This window comes from Clostridia bacterium, from assembly GCA_026414765.1.
In the GTDB taxonomy this organism is placed as follows: domain Bacteria; phylum Bacillota; class Clostridia; order Acetivibrionales; family DSM-27016; genus SKW86.
Window position 1 is genome coordinate 220,792 of record JAOAIJ010000021.1, and the last position, 21,118, is coordinate 241,909.

Sequence of the window (21,118 nt, forward strand, 5' to 3'; positions counted from 1 at the left end):
ATTATTAGATCAATGGGGATTATTGCAGCAAAGTCCAAATTGCACAATGAGGTGGAAGAGATATGAAGAAAATAGAGGCTATTATACGGCCTGGCAAGCTTAATGATGTACTTGATGAGCTTAATCGCCATCAGATTTTCGGGATAACGGTTACCCAGGTTATGGGTTGTGGATTGCAGGGAGGAAGGACACAATATTACAGAGGCAATAAATACTCAATCAACCTATTGCCGAAAACAAAGATTGAAACTATTGTCAAGGATTCATGGGTAGATGAGATTGTGCAGGCGATAATAAAAGTAGCCAGAACCGGTGAGATTGGGGATGGCAAAGTATTCATCTACGATGTTGAAGATGCGTACAGAATCAGAACCGACCAGAGAGGTGAAGCTGCTATTACGTAAGAAAACGCATGCATATACATGCGCTTTCTTATTTTATATGTTTTAAATCATTGTCGATAATATAAATGAAGAAATAATTGTAATGGTGAAAAAAACAAGTACGAAGTAGTCCATACTTTGCATCTTAATCTCCTTGTAGTGAGTACGTTTTCCAGACCCAAAACCCCGCACTTCCATGGAAATTGCCATTTTCTCAGTCTTTTTTACCGATGAAACCAGCAAGGGGACGGCAAGAGGGATTACGATTACAAGCTTCTTAAAAGGGTTTCTTGTATCAGAGTGATAGCCCCTTGACATCTGTGCTTGCAGTATCTGTTCCATTTCACCCATAAATGTGGGTATGAAACGGAGTGCTGTAATAAACATAAATGAATACTTAAAAGGAACTTTTAGTTTCTCAACCATAACTACTACTATATCGGTCATTGGTGTAGTCATTATCATGATAGGAATGGCAGAGACTGTAGAAAGCATCCTCAGAGCCATTGTGAGGCTGAGGATGAGACCTGTATCTGTAATTCTTCCTTTATTAAAATAGGGTATAGCATAAAACAATGTGTTTCCATCTGTGACAAAGAAAATCTGACATAGAACCAGAAAAAGAGAAAATATAAACAATCCTTTGACTATTGGCAAAATTTGTTTAAATACACCACTTACAGCCGCAACTAAAAGATTTGTTACAAATATGACCAGGATTATCAATGGTTGGCTAAACATGAAACTAAGCGCTAAAACAACAAACGTCCAAATGATCTTAGTAATAGGGTTTAGCCTGTGTACAAACGAATCTTTAGCTATATATTCAACCATTGCAGGCATTTTTCTCACCACCCGTAAGTAATAATATTTCATTAAACATATCTTCTACTGTATATGCGTTTTTAAAGAGGCCTTGCTTGTGGAATTTTCTGGCCAACAGGTATATCTGAGGTGAGTGAAGCTTTGCAAGTGAAAGACTTTCTGTCTTGCCAAGAACTGTCTCAGCAGGTCCATCTTCGAGTATCTGTCCTTTATACAGAATAATAACCCGTTTAGCATATCTGGACACAAGCTCCATATCATGTGTTACGAATATGATTGTTTTTCCGGACATATTAAGCAGCTTTATTATCTCCATTATCTCTATGCTTTCCTGATAGTCCTGTCCTGTAGTAGGCTCGTCGAGTACTATGACTTCCGTTTCCATTGCTAATACTGAAGCCAGGGCAATACGCTGGCGCTGACCTTTACTGAGTGAAAACGGATCTGATCCGAGGTGGCCGGATAGGCCTACATTTTCTGCAGCAAGCCGTACGTGCTTATCAATATACTCCTGGCTTTTTCCTAAATTTTTAAGTCCGAAAGCTATTTCATCAAATACAGTACTGCAAAAAATCTGGTGATCCGGATTCTGAAAAAGAAATCCTATATGCTGTGCCAACGAACTGGTTTTAGCAGAACAGACATCCACACCATTTACCGTTATTTTACCTTTTGTGGGCTTAAGAAGGCCGTTGAACTGCTTGAGCAATGTAGTTTTTCCTGCACCATTCTGGCCGATTATGGCGGCAAACTCTCCCGTCTTAATTGAGAGATTCAAATCTCTCAATACCTGGATTCCGTTTGTATATTCATAGCTAAGATGTTCTATATGAATCATTTTTTTCCTCCAAAGCTTTTTAAGGGCTAAACAATATACTTCAGTGACTAAGTAATGACACCCGGTAGTGAAGATAGCAGCAGACAACATAATAAAGTTGGCCTGTGTGACCAACCCTATCATTTAGATGTATCGATAATTGTATATCTATTGTAAAAGAACCTGCATATATGTCATAAGGGTAATAAGTTCTCTGCTTACGATAAATTTTTTAACACCTTGCTTATAGCCATAAATGCTTCTGCTACATCCACAGGTATTTCACCGTTGTAAAGTCCTTCATTTTTCAGCATTGAAACCAACCTTGTCACGGGTGCACAGCTTACACCCAGTTCCTGCAAAATATCCTGCCGGGAAAGTACATTTCGGGTCGGACCGTCTATAATAATACTTCCCTTGTTCATAACAACCAAACGGGAGCAGTATTCTGAAACAAGCTGCATTTTTTGCTCGACAACTACTACTGTGATATTAAATTCGGTATTTAACTTTTTAAGAGTTTCAAATACATCAAGGCTTCCCAGAGGGTCAAGTTCGGATGTTGGTTCATCCAAAACCAATACTTTTGGTCTTAGTGCTATTGCAGCAGCTATTGCGACTCTTTGCTTCTGGCCACCCGAAAGCCTCACTGTTGATGAGTGTCTGAGGTGGGATATCCCTGCGAGTCTCAGGCTTTCTTCTATACGATTCTCCATTTCTGGTTTTGGTATACCCATGTTTTCCAAACCAAAAGCTATCTCTTCTTCTACAATAGAAGATACTATCTGAGCCTCCGGATCCTGAAACACACTTCCGATTGAATAAGCAAGGACAGCACAGGTATTATCCACTGTATCCCTGCCATCTATAATTACATGACCGTAATAGTCGCCATTCTGAAAGTGAGGTACTACTCCGTTAAGACAAAGAGTAAGGGTTGATTTTCCTGCACCTGTAGGGCCTATTATGCCTACGAACTCACCTTCCGAAATATTCAGGTCTATATTTTTTAGCGCAGCTTCTGCCGAGCCTGTATAGTTGAATGTAAGATTTTTGATATCAATCATTATAGCCTCTTATCAATCTTTTTTTCCTAAAGCGGTTTTAATAGGATAGTATAAAACCTGTGCAATTATAGTGTTTACTACGGCCGTTACTATGACTACAGTCAGCAGGTAAGTAAATGTAGGATTTTTTTTCACTTCCACAAACAGAATAAGGAATTTTAGTGTAGTGATATAAGTAAGTCCACTTGCCAGAGTACCAATGAAAGTAACTAAGGCCGGCTTAAGTGAAAATTTCTTTACAGACGGTTTGAAAGGAAGCATTGTAAGCCCATATGCCACCAGTAGTCCTACAGGTTCGCTCAGAAAATTAATGTAGGGGATAAGTGATTTTGTTGTGAAATGGCACACAGCAGCTGCAACTAAACTGATACCTACAGCTTCAAGGAATTTTGGTCTGATAAGAATAATTGCAAGACAGTACATACCGATGACAAAGTTTGGCGTTATACCGAATACCTGTGGTGCATATAGTCTTAGTACTGCTCCTGCTGCGAGTAAAATTCCTACTAATACTACATCGACTGCCTGCATACCTTTCTTTGCTGAAACTTCTCTTTTTTGCATTGCTACATTTTCCATAAAAATACAACCTCCTTAATATACTGTTGAGTTCTGTGAGAAGAAGGTTGAGATTTGCACATTAATCAATTATTTATACTATCTGAAATAATTTCTGATAATAAAAATAGCCAGGATAAACCCGACTATGTAACATCATATTGATAGTAGGCTCATCTCGTCTCATCTCGTCTTAAATTTTCTCATCTCTTCTCAAAACCAATTAACATTATAGTAACATTAAAGATTTCAAATGTCAATTCAAATCCTATCAAAAAGCTTTGATGCTGATTACTTACAGTAATCAGCTTTCACGGTAATCAAGAATTCTTTTACTTTTCTTTTCACTTCTGGGAAGTTCCCCAATATTATATGCTTCTGCACTTATGAGAATGCCTATGCGCTTTTTGAATAGGTCGGTTACATTTTTTTCTACTGCTTCTTTATCAGCAGCATATTCTTTTTCAACCTTAAGGGTCATCATATCTTTTCCATCCAAATGACTGATTACTACCTGATACTCACTGCTTGCCCCAGCTGCTTCCTTCAGAAGTTCGTCAATCTGTCCGGGATAAATATTAACCCCTTTTACCTTAACCATATCATCGGTCCTTCCAATGATTCTGTCATGACGGGGATAGGGTAGACCACACGGACAGGTACCGGGGATTATCCGGGTCAAATCACGTGTTCTGTACCTTAAAAGGGGAGCGCCCTCTTTTTTCAGTGTAGTAATGACAAGTTCCCCATATTCACCGTCATTAAGGGGATTACCTGTAACAGGGTCAATTATTTCAAAATAAAGGTAATCATTCCAGTAATGCATCCCCGTATGATAATCACAATCTATGGAAATACCCGGCCCGTATATTTCAGTAAGGCCGTATATATCATAGATTTCTATGCCCAGTTCATTCTTGATTCTTGAACGCATTTTTTCGCCCCAGCGTTCCGAACCTATAATTCCTTTTTTTAGTTGAATGCTTTCTCTAATCTTTCTTTTCTCTACCTCTTCTGCCAGAACAAGAGCATAGGAGGATGTAGCTACAAATGCAGTAGATTTCAGGTCGATCATCATCTGGAGCTGTTTGTCTGTATTTCCCGGTCCCATTGGAATAGCCATAGCTCCGAGCTTTTCAACACCTGCCTGAAAACCTATGCCAGCCGTCCATAATCCATAACCAGGGGTAATCTGTACTCTATCGACAGAAGTAACTCCGGCAGTTTTAAAACACCTGGCCATCATTTCTGCCCAGTCACTGACATCATTGGCGGTATAGGGAATTATTACAGGCCTACCTGTAGTTCCTGAAGAAGAATGAATCCTCACAATTTCTTCGTCATGTACTGCCTGCAGCCCAAGGGGGTAGGCATCACGCAGCTCATCCTTTGTAGTAAAGGGAAGCTTTTGTATGTCTTCAGAGGTTTTTATATCCTCAATGCTGATTCCGCAAGAAGAAAACTTCTGTTTATAAAATGGACTGTTTACTGATATTCTTTCCAAAAGATGTTTTAGTTGATTGAACTGAGTGTCTCTCATCTCGTCTCTCTCCTCACAGGCAGACACCATATCTATTTCGAAACTGCACAAACTTTTTGCAGCTATCCCTCAGCAGGCATCTCCTTCTAATCTGTTTATAGTTGTATTCCGGATATATATGGCATAATCTCCGGCCTTAATGTTTGACAAAATAAACCATGTGGGCAAATATGAACTAAAGATTATTAACTGAATCATAGCCTGAGTTTAAGGCCTTTATATTTAAATTCAGATATTTTTCAGGTACATTTTCTTTTATAGCTTTCTCAAGGCTTTCTTTTGAAAAGGGCAGCATTCCTGCGGCGCAGGCAGCACCTAACAGAACGATATTAACCGCTTTAACAGAGCCGGCCTTTTCTGCCAGGGAATAACCGTCAATAAAAACAGCTTTTGGAACGTTTTTCTTAATAAAACCGATTATTTCATCCGAATCATAAGCGGAGTTTCCCAGGGAAGCCGTCACTGGTTTGATAATCTGAGTATTAATAATGCACTTGCCGCCTTTTTTTAATCTGGGAAGGCTGCGTGCCGCTTCAGCCAACTCAAAGGCTATAATAACGTCGGAAGTACTCATGGGAATTATAGGACTCGAAGCACTGCTGTCTACCCTTACATGGCTGACAACGGAACCTCCTCTTTGAGCCATACCTATAGTTTCTGAAGTTCTGGTAAACAAACCTGCATCTATAGCAGCCAGAGCAATCATTCTTGAGGCCAGTACAGTACCTTGTCCGCCAACTCCTGCGATCAATACGTCATATTTCATTTATCAGCACCCCCTACAGCATCAAATGGACAAATTTGTGAACATAAGGTACATCCGTAGCACAAGGAAGGTTCGATGGAAACCTTGCCTTCCATAAAAGACATGGCCGGGCAACCGATCTCTTTTATACATTTTTTGCATGAGGTGCATTTTTCATTTATATGCAATTTCTTTGAAGGCTTAAATAAAGAAATGCAAGGAGCTTCAAATATCACTACTGAAGGTCCTTTAAAATTAACAGCTTCACGGACAGCTTCTACCGCATCCTGCAATTCAAACGGATTTACCTTCGATACATATTTTACCCCGCATGCAGATACAAGCGCGAAGATGTCTATTTTTCCGGACTCTGTACCCATCATTGTTTTGCCGATTCCAGGGTGCGGTTGATGACCTGTCATTGCTGTCGTACTGTTGTCAAGAATAACAACAGTAATATCCGTATTGTTATATACCGCATTGATTATTCCTGGTATTCCTGTGTGGAAGAAAGTGGAATCGCCTATAAAAGCGATATGGTCTGCATCAGGCTCTGAACGGTGCAGTCCCTGAGCTATAGTAATTCCAGCACCCATGCACAAACAGGTATCCACCATTTCCAGGGGTTTGGCATTACCCAAGGTATAGCAGCCGATATCTCCGGTGAATACTGCTTTTTTTTTCTTCATAGCCATCTTTACAGAATAAAAAGCACCTCTATGAGGACAGCCAGCACAAAGAACGGGAGGTCTTACAGGTAGCTGAGGAACCTGTAAAGAAGCTTCTGCTGTTTCTCCTGACTCTAATCCAGAAAATTTCATGATTGCTGACTTAACCAACTCAAGACTATACTCACCCGCAAAAGGCAGGTCTTTGGATTTCTTTCCTGATATTTCTGGTTTACCGTTATTTCCGGCACTAAGAAGCAAAAGTTCTTCTTCAATCACAGGATCGAGCTCTTCCAGCACCAATACCTTATCCAGGCCATCTATAAATTCTTTTGCCAGCTGTGTGGGAAGCGGATAAGGCGTACCGACTTTTAGCACCTTTATATCCAGTTTCAGCATAGATAATGCCTCAACTGCATATGAGTATGCAATACCTGATGCTGCAATGCCGATTTTTCCGAAACCTGTTATTCCGTTATATTTACTTGATGAGAAAATCTCGCTTAATTTTTCTTGCAGACTTTCTATATGAATATGCTTTTTGTAGGAAAGGCTGGGGAAAATCACCCAGCGGGGATCTTTTTCAAAACCCTCTATTTTGTGGCAGACGGCAGTATTAGTAATATCAATTGTACTGCATGAATGGCAAATTCTTGTTGTAGGCCTCAAGAATACAGGAAGCTGAGTCTGCTCGGAAAGCTCGAAAGCAGACTGTATCATTTCATAAGCCTCTTCTGGTGAAGAGGGATCAAAAACCGGCAGATTGGAAAAACGCGCAAAATGTCTTGTATCCTGTTCTGTCTGGGAAGAAAACGGTCCCGGATCATCTGCGACAAGCACTACCAGTCCACCCTTTACACCAATATATGCAAGGCTCATCAATGGATCGGACGCTACATTCAGCCCTACCTGTTTCATGGTTACAAGTGCTCTCGCTCCTGCATATGATGCTCCTGCAGCTATTTCCATTGCTACTTTTTCATTTACGGACCATTCTACATATATATCCCCGGGATTATTTTCGGCTATTGTTTCAAGTACCTCGGTAGATGGTGTTCCAGGGTAACCTGACACAACATTTACACCTGCTTTTATGGCACCCAAGGCAATAGCTTCATTACCCATCAGCAGTTTCTTTGACATATTGACCCTCCAAGATAAAAATGCAACTTAAAAGCTGCATAAAGTTAATTAATGTACGTATAAGGTTAAGATCCAGATAAAAAAATAAAAAGCAGTATGATTGTCTTTAAAGTATGATCTGATCTTAGTCTTGATTCGTGCAAGGTAGTACACTTTTTTATTATAGTTTATATTTTTATTGGAGTAAAGTTAATCGTACACATTTTCCGGTTACTCGGGTAGGCTGAATGAGATGAAGAAATATGGCAGACATTAACAATGTTTTGTTGGCACAAAATTCCTATTTTTGCTAATTAGCTATTGCATATGATATCTTATCATGCTATAATTCCAATAAGTAGACTTGAAAGATTAGTTTAGAGTTTAGATGAGTTTAGTGAGTTTGAGAAGAGATGAGAAGAGACGAGGCGGATACTTTAGATAATTGTTGCTTTCACGCCGGGTAGCTTCTTACCCGGCTTTTATTATGCTTAAGTATCATTACTTGAGCTGACTTAAAGAATTTTTATTTTCGTCATTTCTCATGTCTTCCTTTAAAAAGGGGGCGTCGTAGTGTTTTATCCTACTCTTGATGAAGTAAAGGTTTTAGCAGAGAACCACAATTTAATACCGGTTACCATGGAAGTTTATGCCGATATGGAGACTCCCATCAGTCTGTTTAAAAGATTTGAAGACTGTAGCTATTGCTTCCTGCTTGAAAGTGTGGAAGGAGGAGAAAAATGGGCAAGATTTTCTTTTATTGGCAGAAATCCTTTCATAACTCTGAAATGCATTAACAATTCAGTGATTATCGAGGATAGCAATGGTCATGTTACGGAAAATAGCGGTAACCCTATAGAAGTATTAAGAGACTTGATGGGGAAATACAAGGCTGCGGACTTGACAGGTACACCCAGGTTTAATGGTGGGGCTGTAGGTTTTTTTGGTTATGACCTTATCAGGTATTATGAGAACCTGCCCAATACGGCATGTGATGAATTGAAACTTCCCGACTGCCATTTCATGTTTACAGACGAAGTGCTGGTTTTTGACCATCTGAAGCAGAAGATACACATTGTTGTCAATCTCCATGTTAACGGAAATATAGAAAGGGCTTACAACAGCACTGTAGAAAAAATCAAGGGAATATATAGGGAAATTCTTTCAACAAGATGGAAAATAGCCGATAATTTTAAACCTGATTTCGGAAGGGCTAAAAGTAAATTCGTATATACCAGCAATATTGATAAGGAAACATACTGCAGCAATGTTAGAAGGGCAAAGCAGTATATTAAGGACGGAGATATATTTCAGGTTGTTTTGTCGCAAAGGTTGTGCGTAGAAACCAAACAGGATCCCTTTAACGTATATAGGGTGCTGAGAGTAATAAATCCTTCGCCGTATATGTATTATCTGAAATTCAAGGATTACAGGGTAGTGGGCTCTTCACCGGAAATGCTTTGCCGTGTGGAAGACGGCTTGGTTGAGACATGTCCTATTGCGGGTACTAGGAAGAGAGGAAAGACCTTGCAGGAAGATGAAGCCCTGGAAAGGGATCTGCTGAGTGATGAAAAAGAACTGGCAGAACATACTATGCTCGTAGATCTGGCCAGGAATGATGTAGGTAAGGTATCAAAGTACGGTACTGTAGAAGTGAAAAATCTGATGCATATAGAGAAATACTCCCATGTAATGCACATTGTCACAAACGTTCAGGGTGTAATCAGCGACAATAAAACAGCTTTTGATGCACTTATGTCAATACTGCCTGCAGGTACATTATCAGGAGCGCCAAAGGTCAGGGCTATGGAGATAATTGATGAGCTAGAAACTGTTAAGAGGGGAACGTATGGAGGCGCAATAGGATACTTGAGTTTCAACGGCAATCTTGACAGCTGTATTACTATAAGAACCATGGTATTCAAAGACAGTAAGGCTTATGTACAGGCCGGAGCAGGAATAGTAGCAGATTCTGACCCAGAAAAGGAATATGAAGAATCAATAAACAAGGCTACAGCATTGCTTAAGGCACTTGAGGAAGTAGGTGAAATAAGATGATGGAAAGTAGAGGAAAAATACTTATTATAGATAACTATGACTCATTTACTTATAACTTATATCAGTATATTGGTGAAATAAATCCGGATATTGAGGTTTTCAGAAATGACAAAATATCTATTGATGAAATAGAAGAAAAAAATCCGGACTATATAATAATATCTCCCGGACCAGGATTTCCTAAAGATGCAGGAATATCAATAGATTTAATCAGAAGGCTTGGACCCCAAATTCCCATATTAGGGGTATGCCTGGGTCATCAGGCTATAGGTGAGGCTTTTGGCGGCAAGGTGATACATGCACGGGAACTGATGCATGGAAAGGCTTCTGAGGTGATAGTAGAGCAGGATTGCAGGTTGTTTTCAGGACTGGAGAACAGGATTACAGTCGGAAGATATCATTCTCTTATAGTAAGTGGCGACGCTCTTCCGGAAAGTCTGGTGGTAACAGCAAAAACTATAAATGGGGAAATCATGGGGCTGAAACATGCTGAATACTCTGTGTATGGCATACAATTTCACCCTGAATCCATACTGACTCCAAAAGGTAAACATATCTTGAGAAACTTCCTGAGTATAAAAAAGGCGGAGGAAATATGAAGACGGCTGATGAGTGTTTGAATATAGAAGAAATTCGTAGTGAAATTGATAGAATTGACATGAGAATAATATCAGAAATCAGCAGCAGGTATAAGTATGTAAAGGCAGCTGCCAGGTACAAAAAAGATGAGGAAAGCGTAAAGGCGACTGACAGGGTAAAGAAGATGATGGAGGCAAGAAGGCAGTGGGCTTTGGAGGAAGGTCTTGACCCAGATGTGATAGAGAAGCTGTTTACTTGCCTGGTCAATTATTTTATAGGTGAGGAGCTAAAACAAATCAGATAGAAATGTGAAATAGATGAGATTTGATGAGAGGAGAGAGTAAGTTATGATAAAAAGTGCAATCCGGAAGCTTGCAGAAGGTCAGGACCTGACTGAAACTGAAATTATGGAGGCTATGAACTGTATCATGGAGGGCGAGGCAACTCAGGCACAAATAGGCAGTTTCATTACTGCTCTGAGGATAAAAGGCGAGTCTATAGAGGAAATAACGGGATGTGCAAGGGTAATGAGAGAAAAAGCAGACAGGATTCAGCCTGATGTTCCTTATTATATTGATACATGTGGTACAGGCGGCGATGGTGCAAATACATTTAACATATCTACCGCTTCTGCATTTGTTGCAGCTGCGGGAGGGGTAGTAGTCGCAAAGCATGGAAACCGGTCAATTTCGAGTAAATGCGGGTGCGCTGATGTACTTGAGGCTTTTGGAATAAATATTTCACTGACTCCTGAACAGGTTAAGTGCTGTATAGAAAAAGTGGGTATAGGCTTCATGTTTGCACCTGCATTCCATAAGTCTATGAAGCATGCTGCAGGGCCTAGGCGTGAGCTTGGAATAAGGACGATATTCAATATCCTCGGGCCATTAACAAACCCTGCAAATGCCAACGGGCAGGTACTGGGGGTATTTGACGGCAGGCTTACAGAACCTGTGGCAAATGTCCTGCTGAATCTGGGTGTGGAAAAAGCAATGATAATACACGGGAACGATGGGCTGGATGAAATAACCGTTGCTGACGAGACCATGGTTTCGGAGGTAAAAGACGGAAAAGTAACAAGCTATAGGATAAGTCCTGAAGAGTATGGTATAAGAAGAGCAGCAGCAGACGAACTTAAGGGTGGGGATGCACAGCATAATGCAAAAATCATCACTGATATTTTTAGCGGAGAAAAAGGAGCAAGGCGTGATATAGTGCTGCTTAATGCTTCCGCTGCTCTATATATAGGAAAATTGGCCGGTAGCATAAAGGACGGAATCGAATTAGCCGCAGATATTATTGATTCCGGAAAGGCGATAAAAAAGATAAATGAGTTGAGAGAATACACGCAAAGTTTCGTACAAGGTGAAAAGGTTGGTTGAACAAAGAATTGTATGGGAGAGGGTCAAATGATATTAGATAGGATAGTAGAACAGAAAAAACTCCAGTTGAATGAAGAAATGAAGCATCTTTCAATTGAAGGCTGGAAACAAAGGGTAAAGAGGTCGGGCCTGCATGCTGCACAGGACTTTTATAAAGCCATAAAACGTAAAGGTGAAATTTCTATTATAGCTGAAGTCAAAAAGGCATCACCTTCAAAAGGGGTTATCAAAGAGGATTTTGATCCAATAAAAATAGCCAAAGAATACAGTAATTCAAATGTCCAGGCAATATCGGTGCTGACGGAAAAGAATTTTTTCATGGGCAGTGATGACTATCTTGTAAAGATAAGACAGAATATTCCTGTACCGGTACTCAGAAAGGATTTCATTATTGACTTGTGGCAGGTGTATCAATCCAGATGCCTCGGTGCTGATGCAATATTGCTGATTGTTTCTATTCTCTCCGATGAAGAGTTAAAGAAATTTCAGCTTGTGGCAGGGATACTCGGTATGCAGTGCCTGGTTGAAGTGCATGACAGGGAAGAGCTTGACAGGGCTCTGGAAGCGGGTGCGAAAATTATAGGTATTAATAACAGGGATTTAAAGACCTTTAATGTGGACCTGAAAACGACAGAAAAGCTTATGAATTTTATTCCTCACGACAGGGCAGTAGTAAGTGAAAGCGGAATAAAAACTCCTGAGGATATGAGATACCTTAAAGAGCTTGGAGTTGATGCGGTGCTTATTGGTGAGACATTTATGCGTGCCGGGTCAATAAGTGATAAAATCAACGAACTGAGAGCGGTGTAGCCATGGTAAGAGTAAAGATATGCGGTCTGAAAAGACAGGAAGACATACTGTATGTTAACAAGTACAAGCCTGATTATGTAGGATTTGTTTTTGCTGAAAGTAAGCGCAGGTTAGGGATAGAAGCTGTCAAGAATCTGGCAGGTTTGTTAGATGGAGGAATAAAAAAGGCAGGTATTTTTGTCGATGAAAGTATGGAAAACGTAGTACATACAGTAGCGGAATGCAGTCTTGATATTGTCCAGATACATGGAAATGAGCCTCCGGAATATATCTATGGTTTAAAAGAAAAGCTTAAAAACTGTAGATTGATTTCTCGACCAGAAGATATACAGGTTTGGAAAGCGATCAGGGTAAAGGATTTGGAATCTGTCGGACAAATGAAGTATTATGATGCAGACGCTTTTGTCCTTGATGCTTTTGCTGAAAAGGCATACGGGGGAATAGGAAAAACATTTGACTGGAAGCTTGCCATAAAGGCTAAAAGCTATGGAAGAATTATTTTGGCTGGCGGACTAAATCCCGGAAATATTAAAGAAGCTATGAATATGGTAGAGCCTTTTGGGGTAGATGTCAGTAGTGGTGTTGAAACTGAAGGCTATAAAGATGAAGAAAAAATAAGGGATTTTATAGATGTTGTAAAAGAGTGGAGGTAAAATTATGGCTGTAAATAAAAAGGGGCGTTTTGGAGAGTTTGGAGGTCAGTATGTTCCGGAAACGCTTATGAATGCGTTGATAGAGTTGGAATCAGAATATGAAAAGCTGAAAAACGATCCTGAATTCATAAAGGAATTAGAATTCTATTTCAAGGAGTATGCAGGAAGACCATCACTTTTGTACTATGCAGAAAAAATGACAAAAGATCTTGGCGGAGCAAAGATTTATCTTAAGAGGGAAGATCTAAACCACACAGGCTCACATAAGGTAAATAACGTACTAGGGCAGGTTCTTGTTGCTAAAAGGATGGGAAAGAAAAGGGTTATAGCTGAAACAGGAGCAGGTCAGCATGGTGTAGCAACTGCAACGGCTGCTGCATTGTTCGGATTGGAATGCGAAGTATTTATGGGTAGAGAAGACATGGAACGGCAGGCGCTTAATGTCTTCCGCATGAGGCTGCTTGGGGCTGAAGTGCGTCAGGTGCTTTCAGGAACCTGTACTTTAAAGGATGCTTGTAATGAAGCTATGCGGGAGTGGGCATCAAGAGTAAATGATACATTTTATGTACTTGGATCAGTAATGGGACCTCACCCGTATCCAATGATGGTTCGTGATTTTCAAAGCGTTATCGGGAAGGAAGTAAAGGAACAGATTATAGAGAAGGAAGGCAGGTATCCGGATTACCTCCTTGCATGTGTGGGTGGAGGCAGTAATGCCATGGGGTTGTTTTATCCGTTTATCAGAGAGGAAGAAGTGAAGCTTATAGGAGCTGAAGCTGCAGGCGAAGGTATTGATACCAATATGCATGCAGCGACTTTGACTAAAGGAAGCGTAGGCGTTTTGCACGGGATGAAATCTTACTTCCTTCAGGATAAGGATGGACAGATCAACCCTGTTTATTCTATTTCTGCTGGCCTGGATTATCCTGGTATAGGACCTGAACATGCCTATCTGTACAGCAGTGGCCGCGCACAATACGTACCTGTTACAGATAGAGAGGCTGTAGAAGCATTCAGATACCTTACAAGGACAGAGGGTATTATTCCGGCTATTGAGAGTGCCCATGCTGTAGCATATGCTATGAAGATAGCCCCCGAACTTCCAAAAAGCAAAATAATCGTTGTAAACTTGTCGGGCAGAGGGGACAAGGATGTCTATTCCATAGCGAAGTATATGGGAGAGAATATTTCGGAAGATAATTTATAAGAGTGTTTTTTTTCTAATATTGACAGGTATATTGCTATTACGTGTGTTCTATGTATTGATTTTAATAGTTACGGAGGTTTTTTATGAACAGGATAGATCAAAGGTTTGCAGAGTTAAGAAAACAAAACAGAAAAGCCCTGATAACCTTTATTACAGCCGGAGACCCGGATTTAAACACAACAAGAAGGCTGGTAAAAGAGATGGAAGAAAAGGGAGCAGATATCATAGAGCTTGGAATACCTTATTCAGATCCTATAGCTGAAGGACCTGTGATTCAGAGGGCAAATGCAAGGGCTCTTGGCAATGGAATCAAAATAAAGGATATTATGGAAACGGTTAGAGAAATCAGAAGGGATGTAAAAGTTCCCATACTCTATCTGCTTTATTTTAACTGCATTTTTCAATACGGTCCTGAAAAATTCTTTACGGACTGCCGGTCTTGCGGGGTAGACGGCTTGATTATTCCGGATCTGCCTTATGAGGAACAAGGTGAGTTAGATGATCTTGCAGTCATGTATAATGTTCACCTGATAACGTTGGTTACTCCGACTTCAAAAGACAGGATAGAAAAAATATCAAAAAACTCCAAAGGTTTTTTGTACTGTGTGTCTTCACTTGGGGTTACCGGCATAAGAAGTGAATTTGGTACTGATTTTGATGAATTCTTTTCGTATGTGAACAGGGTTGCAGAAATACCGAAAGCAATCGGTTTTGGAATATCAAATGCAGAGCATATCAGAAAGCTTAAGAACTACTGTGATGGCTTGATTATAGGAAGTGCCATTGTCAAGCTGGTAGAGAACGGTAAAAATGCAGATCAAGCTGTAAATAATGTAGGTTCGTTCGTTCAGGAACTGCGTAGTGCTATGGATGAATGAAACAAATAAATACTTCCCAAAGTATACCGTTTGTGGTAGAATTTTTTTGACATAATACTACATTTTTAGGGAGGAAACGTGAAAAAGATGAAAAAATGTTTGAGCTTAGTTCTGATTGTATTTGTAGTTATGAATTTACTTACGGCAACTGTTTTTGCCGCCAAACCACTCACATATAAAGACTATATGAAGCAGGGAAACACACTGATGACACAGGGAAAATACCAGGAAGCTGTACAAGCTTATGATAAAGCAATAAAACTCAATTCGAAATATGCTGAAGCATATTTGAAAAAAGGAATATGCCTTGATTACCTGGAGAAATATGCGGATGCGATAAAAGCTCTTGACATGGCAATAAAACTGAATGTTAAGTATGCGGAAGCTTACTTTTACAAAGCTGACGTATTGTCCTGCCAGGGAAAATATGCTGAAGCAGTAAAACAGTATGATCTTGCAATCAAATACAATTCAAAATATGCTGATGCCTACTGCGATAAAGGGCATGCATTATTTGTTCTAGAAAAATATGATGACGCTCTTAAGGCTTTTGATATGGCGATAAAACTGGCACCAAAGCATTCTGTTGCATATATGAATAAGGGTTCTGTGCTAAATAGGCTTGGAAAAACTGAAGAGGCAATTGCTGCTTATGACAAGGCAATACAGTATAATCCCAAATATGTAGATGCTTATGTTAATAAAAGCATGGTTTTACATGATACAGGTAAGTATGAGGAAGCGATAGTTGTATGCGACAAAGCTATAAAGCTTGATCCTGAAAACGTTGATGCATACTTTTATAAAGGACTGTCACTAAACTCTCTGGAGAAATATGAGGATGCACTGACTGCACTTAACCGTGTTTTGGAGCTCGATCCCGAGCATACTGGGGCTTATGCAAATGCAGTAATTTCACTTTATTACTTAAAGAGTTATGAAGAGGCTGTAGAGGTTGCAGATTACTTGATAAGCGTGGACTCAAAAGATGTATTTGCATATTACTATAAAGGAATAAGTCTGGCAGATATGGGAAAGGATGCAGATGCCATAGCTGCACTGGATAAAGCAATTGAATTGATGCCGGAAGTCATAGCAGCGTATCACAAGAAAGGCAGTATATTATATAAACAGGGAAAATACGAAGAAGCTATAAATGTTCTAGAAAGTGCACTTAAAATAGCACCTGATGATCCTACATTATACTATAATATTGCATGCTCATACTCCCTGCTGAATAAGCCTAAAGAAGCGTTGGAAAACCTGAAAAAAGCTGTTGAACTTGATGAAAGTTTTAAGGAAACAGCAAAGGCTGACAAGGATTTTGACAATATCCGCAATACAGACGATTATAAAGCATTCATAGGCGGTTGATGACAGGAAAAATTTAAAAAAGGAATTTCAAGGGTTTCCTTGGAATTCTTTTTTATTGTATATAATCAACAAAAATATTCTGTAATTTTATACTAAAAGCATGTTTTCAAAAATCAAAAATATGATAAAATAGAGAAAAATCAAGACAAGCTGTAGAAGAAAAACTAATTTATTCCTATATAAATTGATGTTAGTTTGCTTTATTAAGTTGTCAAGGTAATCAGGAGGGATGAAATGAGTGAGGAAAACAAAACACTGATAGAGATATATGAAATGCTGAAGATGCTTGTTGACGGTCAGAAACAGCTTATTGAAAGTATAAATGAAATTAAAGCGGAACAGAAAAAGATGCATGAAGAGATCAAGCTTAATAACTTTGTACTTAACAATATTACTATGCGCAATGAAATACTAAACTAACAATCAAAGAAAGTTTGAAGCTATCCTCATTTATATAGGGTAGCTTTTTGTTATTAATAATGTTTCAGTTTTATATTTTGTTCAAATATTGTTTACATTTTATACATTGTTGGAACAATACATAAATGGTATTATTTATTTGTATAATTTGATTATCGCTTCTTTACACGAAATCCTCTAAAATAATTTGAAGGTGACATAAACATGAATAATAAATTGAAAGTATTGGTTATAGATGATGATATCAATATTTGTGAGCTGATCCGGCTATATCTTGAGAAGGAAGGTTATGAAGTTCAACCGGTATATAACGGAATAAAGGGTCTGGAATTATTTAAGGAATTTACGCCGAACATTGTCGTTTTGGATATTATGCTTCCGGGTATCGATGGCTGGCAGGTTTGCAGGGAAATCAGAAAAATCAGCAGCATACCGATAATCATGCTGACAGCAAAGGGGGAAACCTTTGACAAGGTTTTGGGTCTGGAGCTTGGTGCTGATGATTATATGGTGAAGCCTTTTGAGCCGAAGGAGCTGGTAGCAAGAGTAAAGGCTGTATTGAGACGGTATGAACACAAGGAAGCTGATATGCAGGAGATAGTATACCCAAACCTTGTTGTTAACAAATCAAACTATACCGTTAAGCTTAGTGGAAGAAATATAGAATTGCCCCCAAAAGAGCTGGAACTTTTATTCTTTCTGGCATCAAACCCAAACAAGGTATTTACAAGAGAGCAGCTTTTGGAACATGTCTGGGGTTTCGATTTTTATGGGGATTCAAGGACCGTAGATGTCCATGTAAAAAGATTAAGAGAAAAAATAGAGACGGAAAACCAGAAGTGGCAGCTGAAGACTGTATGGGGTGTAGGATATAAGTTTGAGGTGAAATGAGGTTGCAAACCATGTTTAAAACCATATTCAGCAAGCTTATTGCCATATTTGTTGCAATACTGCTTGTGAGTTTTTCTGTTGCAGGGGTAATGCTTTACTATTTTCTTAGTGATTTTGTACTGAAGGAAAAGGTAAGTGTACTGGACAAAAGCGCTGAGAAATTAAATTCATTCCTGAAAATATATGTCGAAAATCAGAATAATCAGCTTACGGCCGTTATTTTCAATGAAATTCTGGAATCATACAGTTCAAGTACCTTATCACTGATTTGGGTAGTAAATGCTGAAGGAAAATTGATTTTTAATGTTTCAGGCGTATTTGGACAGACTATCGAAAATCATGTAAAAAAGCAGATTACTGACCAGTCCGGGATACTGAGGCTTCCGGATGAAAGGCAGTATAAGGAAGTAATGGCGGGTAAGAAGGAATATATTCAGGAAAACGGTGATTTTTACGGGCTCTTCAAGGATACTCAAGTACCGTGGCTGACTATAGAAAAACCATTTAAGTATATTGACAATAACGGTAAGGAAAAAGTACTGGGTGCCGTATACTTAAGCACCCCGATACCGGAAGTTCTCGGTGTGAGGACTTCAGTGATAAAGCTGTTCCTCATTTCCGTATCTATTGCCATATTGGTTTCTATAATATTGGTTTATATTTTTTCAAGAAGAATTTCCAAACCTCTTAAACAAATAAGAAATGCAGCCAAAATAATTGCGGGCGGTGAATTTCACGAAAGACTGGATATCAAATCGCAGGATGAAGTCGGAGAACTTGCCAGGAGCTTTAATCAGATGGCGGTTGCATTGCAGAATCTTGAGGAGATGCGTAGAGGCTTTATTGCAAATGTTTCGCATGAATTAAGAACACCAATGACCTCTATAAGAGGCTTTATTGACGGTATACTTGATGGAGTAATACCACCGGAAAAACATGCTGATTATCTGAAAATTGTAAGAGATGAAACAAGCAGGTTGAACAGGCTGGTAAATGACTTGCTTGATCTTGCAAGAATGGAGGCAGGAGAAACAAAGCTGACACTTAAAAACTTTGATATAAATGAACTCATAAGAAGATGCATTATTAAGCTTGAAGCCATAATTGAACGAAAAGGCATACTGGTTGAAGCCAGCTTTGAGGAAGAAGACATGTTGGTAAACGCTGATGCTGATGCTATCGAAAGAGTGATAATAAATCTTGTGCATAATGCAATCAAGTTTACTGATGAAAAAGGAAAGATATCTCTTAGCACTTATTCGCAGAAAGGTAAAATATATGTATCTGTTCAAGATACGGGAATCGGCATTGAAAAAGATGAGCTGAACCTGATATGGGACAGATTCTACAAATCCGATAAGTCTAGAGGAAAGGATAAGACCGGCACCGGATTGGGACTTGCTATTATTAAAAACATAGTAAATGAGCATAAACAGGAAATATGGGTTGAAAGTGAAGTAGGTGAAGGGACCAGGTTTACGTTTACACTGGATAAACGTGTGGATTCGGAATAATTTATTTTAGTATATTATTGTTAACAATTTAGTCATAGTTTTTTCAAAATAGTTTTTTAGAATGAAACATAGCATAGATTTGCATTTGAATTGACAGAGGAACGTCAGCTATATAAAGTAATTAAAGTCAGTATGTATAAAGGAGATGACCTGGTATGGAAAATTTTGAAAAGAATGAAAACGTAATTAGTGATGCAAATATTGACAGCGATACCATCAGTTATAACTCAAAGGGTGAGAATCTAGGCACAGAAAACACAGCTGCTGGCACAAATCAGGGCAGTTATTTCCAGCAGAATGCTGCTTTTGCAAATAATTCATATTCTAGTGGCAGCAATGACAGGAATGATAGTTACAAAACTCCATCTTTCTATACGGAGAGGTATAAAAAAACAAATGGGAAGAAAGGAATCAGCCTGCTTCAGTTAATACTGGCATCCTTGATGAGTGCAATTTTGGGAGGGGCACTAGTGGGGGTAGTTCTGGTGTTTGTACCTTCAGCTGTACAGCCTACAGTAAAAAGCTATTTTGGAAATTTCATCCCTGGTAAGCAAACTGCTGCACAGAATAATTCCAGTGTACTGAAAAAAGTTGAAATTGAAAAAACCGATTCACCTGTTTCTGCTATAGCAGAAAAAGTAAGCCCTTCAATAGTAGGTATCAGGGTAGAATCAGGCAGAGTTCAGGATTTCTTTGGATTTGGTGCGCAACAGCCTGCTTCCGAGGGGTCAGGAATAATTATAAAAAGTGACGGATATATAATGACAAATAACCATGTTGTTGCAGGAGCTATAGATTCTTCTACGGGTACACTTAATAAAGGAGCTAAAATCGAGGTAATTCTTCCAAATCAGATAAACAAACCGTACATTGCACAGGTTGTAGGGCGTGATGCAAAAACCGACCTCGCTGTTCTAAAAATAAATGCTACAGGTTTGCCTGCGGCAGAGTTGGGCAACTCGGATGAGTTGAAAGTCGGGGAGCTTGCTGTTGCTATCGGTAATCCCGGTGGTTTGGAGTTTATGGGTTCTGTAACGGTAGGAGTTATCAGTGGAGTGAATAGAACAATTTCTGCTGAGGATAACAGTGAGCTAAAACTAATTCAGACTGATGCATCCATTAATCCCGGAAACAGCGGCGGAGCACTTGTAAACTCAAAGGGACAGATTGTAGGTGTGAATAGCTCAAAGATCGTCGCACAGGGCTTTGAGGGGTTAGGATTTGCAATTCCCATCAACAAGGCAAAGGAAATTACAGACAGCCTGATTGAGTTTAAATATGTAAAAGGAAGACCATTACTTGGAGTGACTATAGACCAGGAATTCACTGAAGAAATGGCAAAGCAGTATAATGTTCCTTTTGGTCTGCTGGTTAGCGGCGTAACGCCTTTTAGTGGTGCAAACAAGGCTGGGGTGCAAAAAAATGATATTATAGTAAAATTTGACGGGAAAAAGATTACTACTTTCAATGAACTTGAAAACCTGAAGAATAAACACAAACCAGGGGAAGAAGTAGAAATGGAAGTATACAGGTATTCCGACGAAAAATATCATAAGCTGAAGATAGTGCTTGGTGAGAACAAGAATTAACGTAATATAATTGAAACATAGTTGTAAGTGCCATGTAA

At 39.2% G+C, this 21,118-nt stretch carries 21 protein-coding genes; 14 read left to right on the forward strand and 7 right to left on the reverse strand.

Going from position 1 to position 21,118, the window contains the following annotated elements; all coding sequences use genetic code 11:
• The first annotated feature begins 62 nt into the window (after nucleotides 1–62).
• Nucleotides 63–404: a P-II family nitrogen regulator gene (locus N3I35_08660; protein ID MCX8130156.1), complete on the forward strand. Its 342-nt coding sequence runs from the start codon at nucleotides 63–65 to the stop codon at nucleotides 402–404.
• A gap of 42 nt (nucleotides 405–446) precedes the next feature.
• Here N3I35_08660 and N3I35_08665 read toward each other — a convergent pair whose 3' ends face one another.
• The 7 genes from N3I35_08665 to iorA form a co-directional block, all read right to left on the reverse strand.
• Entirely contained in the window at nucleotides 447–1,226 is a 780-nt protein-coding gene (locus N3I35_08665) for an energy-coupling factor transporter transmembrane protein EcfT (protein ID MCX8130157.1), read from the reverse strand.
• Nucleotides 1,210–2,046 carry an energy-coupling factor ABC transporter ATP-binding protein gene (locus N3I35_08670; protein ID MCX8130158.1) on the reverse strand — a complete coding sequence of 279 codons (837 nt, stop codon included), beginning with the start codon at nucleotides 2,044–2,046 and terminating at the stop codon, nucleotides 1,210–1,212. Before N3I35_08670 ends, N3I35_08665 begins: the two co-directional genes overlap by 17 nt.
• A 197-nt stretch (nucleotides 2,047–2,243) precedes the next feature.
• Nucleotides 2,244–3,092 (reverse strand): ATP-binding cassette domain-containing protein, encoded by an 849-nt coding sequence (locus N3I35_08675; GenBank protein ID MCX8130159.1) that lies wholly within the window; start codon nucleotides 3,090–3,092, stop codon nucleotides 2,244–2,246.
• Between the two features lie 12 nt (nucleotides 3,093–3,104).
• Entirely contained in the window at nucleotides 3,105–3,671 is a 567-nt protein-coding gene (locus tag N3I35_08680) for a hypothetical protein (protein ID MCX8130160.1), read from the reverse strand.
• Nucleotides 3,672–3,954: 283 nt separating this feature from the next.
• Nucleotides 3,955–5,190 (reverse strand): phenylacetate--CoA ligase, encoded by a 1,236-nt coding sequence (locus N3I35_08685; GenBank protein MCX8130161.1) that lies wholly within the window; start codon nucleotides 5,188–5,190, stop codon nucleotides 3,955–3,957.
• A 175-nt stretch (nucleotides 5,191–5,365) separates the two neighbouring features.
• Nucleotides 5,366–5,956, reverse strand: coding sequence for an indolepyruvate oxidoreductase subunit beta (locus N3I35_08690; protein MCX8130162.1), 591 nt, complete (start codon nucleotides 5,954–5,956; stop codon nucleotides 5,366–5,368).
• Complete coding sequence (gene iorA / locus N3I35_08695) at nucleotides 5,953–7,746, reverse strand: indolepyruvate ferredoxin oxidoreductase subunit alpha (protein ID MCX8130163.1); 1,794 nt, start codon at nucleotides 7,744–7,746, stop codon at nucleotides 5,953–5,955. Before iorA ends, N3I35_08690 begins: the two co-directional genes overlap by 4 nt.
• Before the next feature lie 552 nt (nucleotides 7,747–8,298).
• Here iorA and trpE point away from each other — a divergent pair.
• The 13 genes from trpE to N3I35_08760 all read left to right on the forward strand — a co-directional run bounded on the left by trpE (nucleotide 8,299) and on the right by N3I35_08760 (nucleotide 21,080).
• Nucleotides 8,299–9,783, forward strand: a complete 1,485-nt coding sequence (trpE, locus tag N3I35_08700; protein MCX8130164.1) for an anthranilate synthase component I — start codon at nucleotides 8,299–8,301, stop codon at nucleotides 9,781–9,783.
• On the forward strand, nucleotides 9,780–10,382 hold the full coding sequence (locus tag N3I35_08705) for an aminodeoxychorismate/anthranilate synthase component II (protein ID MCX8130165.1): 603 nt from the start codon (nucleotides 9,780–9,782) through the stop codon (nucleotides 10,380–10,382). The genes trpE and N3I35_08705 overlap by 4 nt, the downstream gene beginning before the upstream one ends.
• Complete coding sequence (locus N3I35_08710) at nucleotides 10,379–10,666, forward strand: chorismate mutase (GenBank protein MCX8130166.1); 288 nt, start codon at nucleotides 10,379–10,381, stop codon at nucleotides 10,664–10,666. Before N3I35_08705 ends, N3I35_08710 begins: the two co-directional genes overlap by 4 nt.
• A gap of 43 nt (nucleotides 10,667–10,709) precedes the next feature.
• Nucleotides 10,710–11,744: an anthranilate phosphoribosyltransferase gene (gene trpD / locus N3I35_08715; protein MCX8130167.1), complete on the forward strand. Its 1,035-nt coding sequence runs from the start codon at nucleotides 10,710–10,712 to the stop codon at nucleotides 11,742–11,744.
• Nucleotides 11,745–11,771: 27 nt separating this feature from the next.
• Nucleotides 11,772–12,554: an indole-3-glycerol phosphate synthase TrpC gene (gene trpC, locus N3I35_08720; GenBank protein ID MCX8130168.1), complete on the forward strand. Its 783-nt coding sequence runs from the start codon at nucleotides 11,772–11,774 to the stop codon at nucleotides 12,552–12,554.
• Between the two features lie 2 nt (nucleotides 12,555–12,556).
• A complete protein-coding gene (locus N3I35_08725; protein ID MCX8130169.1) occupies nucleotides 12,557–13,207 on the forward strand; it encodes a phosphoribosylanthranilate isomerase in 651 nt (216 codons plus the stop codon).
• 4 nt (nucleotides 13,208–13,211) lie between these two features.
• On the forward strand, nucleotides 13,212–14,414 hold the full coding sequence (gene trpB, locus N3I35_08730) for a tryptophan synthase subunit beta (protein ID MCX8130170.1): 1,203 nt from the start codon (nucleotides 13,212–13,214) through the stop codon (nucleotides 14,412–14,414).
• Between the two features lie 83 nt (nucleotides 14,415–14,497).
• Nucleotides 14,498–15,292: a tryptophan synthase subunit alpha gene (gene trpA, locus N3I35_08735; protein ID MCX8130171.1), complete on the forward strand. Its 795-nt coding sequence runs from the start codon at nucleotides 14,498–14,500 to the stop codon at nucleotides 15,290–15,292.
• Between the two features lie 87 nt (nucleotides 15,293–15,379).
• Nucleotides 15,380–16,666 (forward strand): tetratricopeptide repeat protein, encoded by a 1,287-nt coding sequence (locus tag N3I35_08740; protein ID MCX8130172.1) that lies wholly within the window; start codon nucleotides 15,380–15,382, stop codon nucleotides 16,664–16,666.
• 234 nt (nucleotides 16,667–16,900) lie between these two features.
• The gene (locus N3I35_08745; protein ID MCX8130173.1) at nucleotides 16,901–17,086 is read left to right on the forward strand and encodes a hypothetical protein; all 186 of its coding nucleotides are present in this window, start codon (nucleotides 16,901–16,903) and stop codon (nucleotides 17,084–17,086) included.
• A gap of 204 nt (nucleotides 17,087–17,290) precedes the next feature.
• The gene (locus tag N3I35_08750) at nucleotides 17,291–17,977 is read left to right on the forward strand and encodes a response regulator transcription factor (GenBank protein ID MCX8130174.1); all 687 of its coding nucleotides are present in this window, start codon (nucleotides 17,291–17,293) and stop codon (nucleotides 17,975–17,977) included.
• Nucleotides 17,978–17,988: 11 nt separating this feature from the next.
• Entirely contained in the window at nucleotides 17,989–19,491 is a 1,503-nt protein-coding gene (locus N3I35_08755) for a cell wall metabolism sensor histidine kinase WalK (GenBank protein MCX8130175.1), read from the forward strand.
• 155 nt (nucleotides 19,492–19,646) lie between these two features.
• On the forward strand, nucleotides 19,647–21,080 hold the full coding sequence (locus tag N3I35_08760) for a trypsin-like peptidase domain-containing protein (protein ID MCX8130176.1): 1,434 nt from the start codon (nucleotides 19,647–19,649) through the stop codon (nucleotides 21,078–21,080).
• Nucleotides 21,081–21,118: the final 38 nt, after the last annotated feature.